General features: G+C 71.3%; 9 protein-coding genes. 3 read left to right on the top strand and 6 right to left on the bottom strand.

The features are described 5' to 3' along the window. Window positions 1-91: 91 nt before the first annotated feature. Window positions 92-427, bottom strand: a complete 336-nt coding sequence (locus AB0A97_RS40010) for a cupin domain-containing protein (protein ID WP_361160530.1) — start codon at window positions 425-427, stop codon at window positions 92-94. 71 nt (window positions 428-498) lie between these two features. Between AB0A97_RS40010 and AB0A97_RS40005 the strand changes: the two genes are divergently transcribed. Next, entirely contained in the window at window positions 499-1434 is a 936-nt protein-coding gene (locus tag AB0A97_RS40005) for a helix-turn-helix domain-containing protein (protein WP_361160527.1), read from the top strand. Here AB0A97_RS40005 and AB0A97_RS40000 read toward each other — a convergent pair. From AB0A97_RS40000 to AB0A97_RS39985, 4 genes are all read right to left on the bottom strand, one after another. Further along, the gene (locus AB0A97_RS40000) at window positions 1407-2162 is read right to left on the bottom strand and encodes a glycosyltransferase (protein ID WP_361160524.1); all 756 of its coding nucleotides are present in this window, start codon (window positions 2160-2162) and stop codon (window positions 1407-1409) included. The two genes, AB0A97_RS40005 and AB0A97_RS40000, sit on opposite strands and share 28 nt — an antisense overlap. 29 nt (window positions 2163-2191) lie before the next feature. Further along, complete coding sequence (locus tag AB0A97_RS39995) at window positions 2192-2512, bottom strand: DciA family protein (protein WP_361160521.1); 321 nt, start codon at window positions 2510-2512, stop codon at window positions 2192-2194. Window positions 2513-2741: 229 nt separating this feature from the next. Continuing rightward, window positions 2742-3548, bottom strand: coding sequence for a hypothetical protein (locus AB0A97_RS39990; protein ID WP_361160518.1), 807 nt, complete (start codon window positions 3546-3548; stop codon window positions 2742-2744). Window positions 3549-4060: 512 nt separating this feature from the next. Further along, window positions 4061-4474: a hypothetical protein gene (locus tag AB0A97_RS39985; RefSeq protein WP_361160515.1), complete on the bottom strand. Its 414-nt coding sequence runs from the start codon at window positions 4472-4474 to the stop codon at window positions 4061-4063. Between the two features lie 63 nt (window positions 4475-4537). On the opposite strand from AB0A97_RS39985, the gene AB0A97_RS39980 reads away from it, so the two are divergent. Both AB0A97_RS39980 and AB0A97_RS39975 read left to right on the top strand, forming a co-directional pair. Further along, window positions 4538-4951: a ribonuclease domain-containing protein gene (locus AB0A97_RS39980; RefSeq protein WP_361160512.1), complete on the top strand. Its 414-nt coding sequence runs from the start codon at window positions 4538-4540 to the stop codon at window positions 4949-4951. 5 nt (window positions 4952-4956) lie between these two features. After that, on the top strand, window positions 4957-5247 hold the full coding sequence (locus AB0A97_RS39975; RefSeq protein WP_361160509.1) for a barstar family protein: 291 nt from the start codon (window positions 4957-4959) through the stop codon (window positions 5245-5247). Window positions 5248-5337: 90 nt separating this feature from the next. Here the strand turns inward: AB0A97_RS39975 and AB0A97_RS39970 are convergent, their stop codons facing one another. Next, window positions 5338-6360 (bottom strand): TIGR03842 family LLM class F420-dependent oxidoreductase, encoded by a 1023-nt coding sequence (locus AB0A97_RS39970; RefSeq protein ID WP_361160506.1) that lies wholly within the window; start codon window positions 6358-6360, stop codon window positions 5338-5340. Between the last annotated feature and the right edge of the window lie 9 nt (window positions 6361-6369).

Genomic DNA, 6369 nt, shown 5'->3' with positions numbered 1-6369 from the left:
CCGATCCGGCAGCAACGGCTCGATGCGTGCCCATTGGGCGTCAGTCAACGACACACATCAACCAACGATCCGATGATCTGAAGGAAACGGCCTAGCCCTCTGGGTAGAAGAGGAACAGCGTGCAGCCGGTGGCGGTCGAGGGTACGTGCCACGACCCGGCCGGGGCGTGCAGGAACGTGCCGGCTGGGTAGTCGCGTGCTCCGTCGTTGAAGGTGCCGGCGACCACGTAGACCTCCTCCGGGCCCGGCTCGTGGACATCGCGGTGCGGCCAGGAGGTACCCGCCTCCATCTCCAGCACGTTGGCGTGTGCGCCGGTCGGCCCCCGCCACAAGGGGCGCAGCCGGATCCCGGGGAACAGCTCACGGACCGGGGATTCGTCGACAGAGACGGAGGTGTAACCCTCCTGCGTGAGAATTTCAGGGTGCATGCCTGCAACAGTGCCGTGCGCGGGCCGGGGCAGACAGAGACTGTGATGACGCCATGGGGTACTTTCCTGCCATGCATCGTGTGGTGGCTCTGGTACGGCCGGTGCAGTCGGTCTTCGAGCTCGGCTGCGCCGTCGAGGTCTTCGGCACGAAGCGGCCGGGGGTGCCGCAGTACTACGCATTCGAAACGTGCGCGGAGACGCCCGGTCCCGTGCCGACCACGGGCGGGTACGCGATGACCGTGTCGCAGGGCCTCTCGGCGCTGGAGACCGCGGACACCGTGATCGTCCCGGGCTGGCTTCCGGTGGAGGAGCCGCTCTCCGACCCGGTGGGCCGGGCACTGCTGCGGGCGCATGCGCGTGGGGCACGGCTGGTCACGATCTGCTCCGGGGTGTTCGCACTGGCCCGCACCGGACTACTGGACGGCCGCTCGGCCACCACGCACTGGGCGCGTGCCGAGCAACTGCGGCGTGAGTTCCCCCGGGTGCGCGTGGAACCGGACAGGCTCTACGTGGATCACGGTGACGTCGCCACCAGCGCCGGCGCGGGCGCCGGGTTCGACCTGTGCCTGCACCTCGTCCGGAAGGATCACGGGGCCGCGTACGCCGCTGTGCTCAAGCGGCACATGGTGCTGCCGCCCCGCCGCGAGGCCGGCCGAGCGCCGTACGCGCCGCCCCCACCGCCCGGGAACGCGTTCGACGGCCTGCTCGAGTGGGTCGACGAGCGCCTCGGCACACCGCTGTCGGTAGCCGACCTGGCCGCGTACCTCGGTGTCTCGTCCCGCACCCTGGCCCGGCGCTTCGCCGACCAGCTCGACACGAGCCCGGGTGCGTGGTTGCTCTCCCGTCGGGTGGCCGCGGCACGCGCCCTGCTGGAGGAGACGGAACTGCCGGTCGAGGCGATCGCAGCCCGCGTCGGCCTCTCCTCCGCGGTCAACCTGCGCCGCCGCTTCCGCTCCGCAACGGGCACGACCCCGGGCGCCTACCGGCGAGCGCTCCGGGTCCCGTGATCCGCCGGACTGCCCGCCCCGGGCTCGGTCTCGCGGGTGGTCTTGGGCCAGCCGGTGTGGCCGCGGAGCATGCGGAAGAGGGCGCGCCAGGCGCACAGGAACGACAGGTAGTTCATGACGACGAAGGAGTGGCCCAGGAGGAGGGCCCGGCCGGGGCCGACCTGCCTGTCGCGGCGAAGGTGGGTGAAGGAGGTGGCCAGGGCGGGGGCGAAGGCGAGGAGGTACCAGGCGGTGAGGTTGGCCGGCCACTTCAGCCAGGTGGCGTTGAGGGCCGAGGTCCTTTTGCTCCGAAGGACCAGGACGTTGGGGCTGCGCAGGAACCAGATCAGGCAGTACTGGAAGAGCAGGGACCAGGGCAGGTCGAGGACCCAGGGGACGAGGAGGTAGGCGAACATCACCAGGGCGGTCAGGTGCCGCATGCGGGGTGCCCGCCAGTTTTCGCCCATCCGCACGATGGACGTCATGTGGCCCTGGTACCAGCGGGTGCGCTGGCGGATGAGGCGCCGCAGGTCGCTCACCCCCTGTTGGTCGACGCAGGCGTGGGCGGTGGTGCGCAGGCGCCATCCCCGTACGGCCAGACTGATGGCCAGGTCCAGGTCCTCGGTCAGTGACTGGGACCAGGGCCGTTCGCCCAGCGCGTCCAGCGCCGAAAGGCGGGTGAACTGACCGTTTCCGCCGAGGCTGACGGTTGAGGTGAGGTTGCGGCCGAACTGGGTGAAGGCGGCCATCGCCCAGACCTGGTAGTCCTGGAACCAGGTCAGGACCAGGCGCTCTCCAACGACGCGGTCAGCAGTTCGTGGTGCGGCCAGTGCGCCGGCCCGAGAACCAGAAGGCGAAGGGACGCGGCGGCCGCGACGAGCCCCGCTACGGCCAGCTCGGGATACGCCGCGTTCAGGCGCGCCGTCACCGGCTGGCCGAGCAGCTTCATCTGGATCGACCAGGCCCGTGTCAGGCACCGCACATGCAGCCGCCTGCCGGCGTCGAGCCGGACGGGCTGCACCCAGTAGGCCAGGTCTTCGCCGACCGCCTCACGCCACCAGGCGCCCAGCTCGGAAGGTTCCTGGGGAATCTGGTTCATTACGCCACCTCTCCGGCCAGCTCCTGAGAGCGATGGCGGGCGCAGACCTCGCGGGACGGCAGGGCTTGTCGGCCGCACGGTACGTTTCCGTCCCGTCGCGAGCAACTGCCCATTTGATCCGGGGCAGCGGAGCGCGTGGGAGTGGTGGTGGCGGATTCCTCGCAGCAGCGCACCGGCAGGAGCAGAGACCGTCCGCCTTGACCGGTTTCCGGTGCCTTCCCCAGGGCCCCTACTGCTGACAAGGGGAGACCTGTGGCCCGTACGGGCCGGGGAGGGCAAGCTTGTGAACTTCGTGTTCGAGTGTGGGCGGTGTGGCGAGGACTGCGTCGTTTACGGCGAGCCACCGGTTTCTGGCGGGAGCTGTACCGGGTCCCGGACGAGTGGAACTGCTGGTCCTGCGATGGGCTGAACTACACGCACGGGCGGCCTTCGCCTCGTCCCGGGCCCGCTGCGCGGCCGCCGCGCGGGCGGCCTCGGCCTCGGCAGCCTGTCGACGGCGCTGCTCGTCACGGGCCAGGTCCGCGGTCACCACGTCACGCAGCCGACCTTCCACGGCCTGCCGGCGGATCTCGGAGTCGGCGTCGGGCAGCTCGGTGCGGACCTGACCGGTGACGCGGGCGCGGCGCCGGCGCCGGTCGGTGAGCAGGTCGACGCACCGTTCACACGCGGCGCCGGTGGGCATCAGGACGCCTTCGTCGCAGTGGGCGTCCGTACACGGGCTGGACCTGGGCAGGCCGCGGCCGAGCAGCCAGCCGACCGGGTCGGTCACCGCGTCCGGCCCGCCCGCCTGGGCCGCCAGACGCCGCGTCAGCCGCCCGGCCAGGATCTCCACGGCGCGGTCAGGGCCGACGACACCGGCCGCGTAGTGCAGTTCACGGCGGACCGCCTGCTCCACCACTCGGCGGGCCCCGGACGTTTCCAGCCGGTCCCAGAGCACCCGCACCGGTGACAGAACGGCTTCCAGGTCGCCGCGCGGCCGCGGAACCACCCCCCGCGCCCCCTTGGCGTACCCCAGGCCGGGCCTGGTGCGGAGCATGCGCGCATGCTCCTGTTCCGAGGGGGCCTCGACCGAGGCCTTGCCTGTAACGGCCGCCTGGGGCTGTCCGTTCCGCTGAGGGGTGGGGACGGGAAGACTGTTCGGCTTGTCGCCGCGCAGCGGGCCACCCGCACCCTCTGCCGTCTGCGGCTGAGCCTCATCCTGGCCGTCCGCGGACTGGTCCTCACGCCTGCACGCGCGCTCCGGCCGTCCACCGGACCCACCACGGCCTTCGCCGGAGCACCCACAAGCACCCGCACCATCCCCCACCTCAACTGCCACAGAAGGGTGACCAGTGTGAAGGTGTGCGGTATCCGCGCGGTCCCGAAACCCGGCGTTTCCCGCGCCGTACGGCCGGTCGGCGTCCGTACGGCGGCCCCGCGCCTTCGCCTCCGGCACCACGCACCCGGCCACGGCCCCGCATCCGCGCCGCCGTCTCCCCCGCGACACCCGAGCCAGCCCAGCACGGTCGAACCGGCCCGGCATCCGGGCCGCGGCATCCGCGGAACACCTCAGCAGCCGCGCCACGGTGGCCGCCGGACGCCCCGGTCGCCGGACACCGTGCCCGGACACAGCCGCAGCCGCCCCGACGGAGCCGTCGACAGCACGATCAGCAGCAGCCCGAGCCGGTCCATCGCCGCACCCTTGCCGCACCGCCCCGCCAGCAGCCCCCGGCCCTGACCGCCCCAGGCCGGGGCGAACAGCTCCTCGCACAACGCCAGCAGCACCGCGAGCTCCGAACGCGACAACGCCAGCGGATCCCGCCGCTCCCCCGCCGCCTGCGCCCGCACCAGCGGCACCACCGCGCACTCCGGCGCCGGACGCCCCGACCCGTCCAGCACCACACGGTCCACCAGGCCCCCGGCCTGCCGCAGCTCGGGCAGCGCCGAACGCGCCACCTGCTCCCGCCCCATCCCCCCAGCCACCGGCCCTCCACCGAACGGGCCCGGACGTACAACCTGGTCGTCACCGGCCTGCACACGTATTCCGTGCTGGCCGGCGGCGCCCCCGTCCTGGTGCACAACTCGACCTGCATCCGTTACGGTACGTCCCTCTCGGCTGCCGAGGCGGCCAATCCGCTGGTGGAAAGCCTCCGTGCGACAGGGAAGCTGCCCGGCAATTACCTGACGAAGAAAGAAGCCGAAAAGGCCGGCTGGAAGAAGGGCAAGGCGCTGGGCAACAGCGTCCCGGGCGGACAGCTCGGTGGGGACGTGTTCGAGAACAGCGACAACTTGCTCCCCTCCGCCCCGGGGCGGGTGTGGCACGAAGCGGATGTCGGCCTGAACGACATGATGAACCGGCCGAGGCAGCCGGGAACCCGACTGCTCTACCCGGACGACGGGCTCGCGTTCGTGACCAGCGACCACTACCGGCCTTTCCACCCGCTGCCCGAATGGAAGTGATGCACATGCGAGCAGAAATCGACGGTGCGACGGTCCGCACCGCGGCAGATCTGCATTCCGCCTTGTCCCGGGCCCTGGATTTCGGCCCCTACTACGGCGGGAATCCGGCTGCCCTGTGGGACCGGCTCACGACGGATGTCGAGCGTCCGGTCGAGCTGGTCTGGTCGGACTCGGAGCGCAGCAGAGCCGCCTTGGGTGAGACGGAGTTCGCGAAGTTCCGGAGCCTGCTGCTCCGCGTCCAGGAGCAGGATCTCGCCTACGGGCCGGCGAAACGCTTCTCGGTGACGTTCGCGTAGCGAGCCGTCGCACGACGAGGGCCCGGGACACACCCACCGGTGTGTCCCGGGCCCTCCGTCTCACCGGCGCACGGCCCGGCGGCGCTCCGTTCAGGCGTTGACCTTCGGGATGACGTCCCTGGCGTACGCGTCGATCACCGCTTCCTTCGCGTCGTGCATCGCGTACAGCGCGAACTGGTCGACGCCCAGCTCACGCAGCCTGTGCAACTTCTCGACCTGCGCGTCCGCCGTGCCGATGAGGCAGAAGCGGTCGACGATCTCGTCGGGGACGAAGGCGGTGTCCGGGTTGCCCGAACGGCCGTGGTGGGCGTAGTCGTAGCCTTCGCGGGACTTGATGTAGTCGGTCAGCTCCTGCGGCACCGCGCCCGAGTCCGTGCCGTACTTGGACACCAGGTCGGCCACGTGGTTGCCGACCATGCCGCCGAACCACCGGCACTGTTCCCTGGCGTGGGCGAGCGCCTCGGGCGAGTCGTCTTCCGTGACGTAGGCGGGGGCCGCGACACAGATCTTGACGTCGGACGGGTCGCGGCCCGCCCCCGAGGCGGCCGCGCGTACCGCCTTCACCATCCACTCCGTGAGGAACGGGTCGGCGAGCTGGAGGATGAAGCCGTCGGCCTCCTCGCCGGTCATCTTGAGCGCCTTGGGGCCGTACGCGGCCATCCAGACGGGAAGCCGCGCCCCTTCGCGTACCCAGGGGAACTTGACGACCATGCCGCCGCCCAGGTCGGCCTCCTCGCCGCGCCCGAGAGCACGGACGATTTTCATGGTCGCGCTGATCCGCGCGAGGGTGTTGGGGGCGCGGCCGGCCACCCGCATCGCCGAGTCGCCGCGTCCGATGCCGCAGACGGTGCGGTTGCCGTACATGTCGTTGAGGGTGGCGAAGGTGGAGGCGGTGACCTCCGGGGTGCGGGTGGAGGGGTTGGTGACCATCGGGCCGACGGTCAGGCGTTCGGTGTGTTCCAGGATGCGGCTGTAGATGACGAACGGCTCCTGCCACAGCACACACGAGTCGAAGGTCCAGCCGTGGGTGAAGCCGCCTGCCTCGGCGCGCCGCATGAGGCTGACGACCTGGGAGGCCGGCGGGTCGGTCTGCAGAACGAGTCCGAAGTCCATGGTGATAGC

The sequence above is a fragment of the Streptomyces sp. NPDC045470 genome (assembly GCF_040646595.1).
In the GTDB taxonomy this organism is placed as follows: Bacteria; Actinomycetota; Actinomycetes; order Streptomycetales; family Streptomycetaceae; genus Streptomyces.
This window is presented reverse-complemented; position numbering and strand designations above follow the sequence as displayed.

Coding starts and splice junctions, on each gene's coding strand:
- AB0A97_RS39995 (WP_361160521.1), bottom strand. CDS start 2,512: ATGAACCAGATTCCCCAGGAACCTTCCGAGCTGGGCGCCTGGTGGCGT.
- AB0A97_RS39970 (WP_361160506.1), bottom strand. CDS start 6,360: ATGGACTTCGGACTCGTTCTGCAGACCGACCCGCCGGCCTCCCAGGTC.
- AB0A97_RS40000 (WP_361160524.1), bottom strand. CDS start 2,162: ATGGCCGCCTTCACCCAGTTCGGCCGCAACCTCACCTCAACCGTCAGC.
- AB0A97_RS40010 (WP_361160530.1), bottom strand. CDS start 427: ATGCACCCTGAAATTCTCACGCAGGAGGGTTACACCTCCGTCTCTGTC.
- AB0A97_RS40005 (WP_361160527.1), top strand. CDS start 499: ATGCATCGTGTGGTGGCTCTGGTACGGCCGGTGCAGTCGGTCTTCGAG.
- AB0A97_RS39975 (WP_361160509.1), top strand. CDS start 4,957: ATGCGAGCAGAAATCGACGGTGCGACGGTCCGCACCGCGGCAGATCTG.
- AB0A97_RS39990 (WP_361160518.1), bottom strand. CDS start 3,548: ATGCTCCGCACCAGGCCCGGCCTGGGGTACGCCAAGGGGGCGCGGGGG.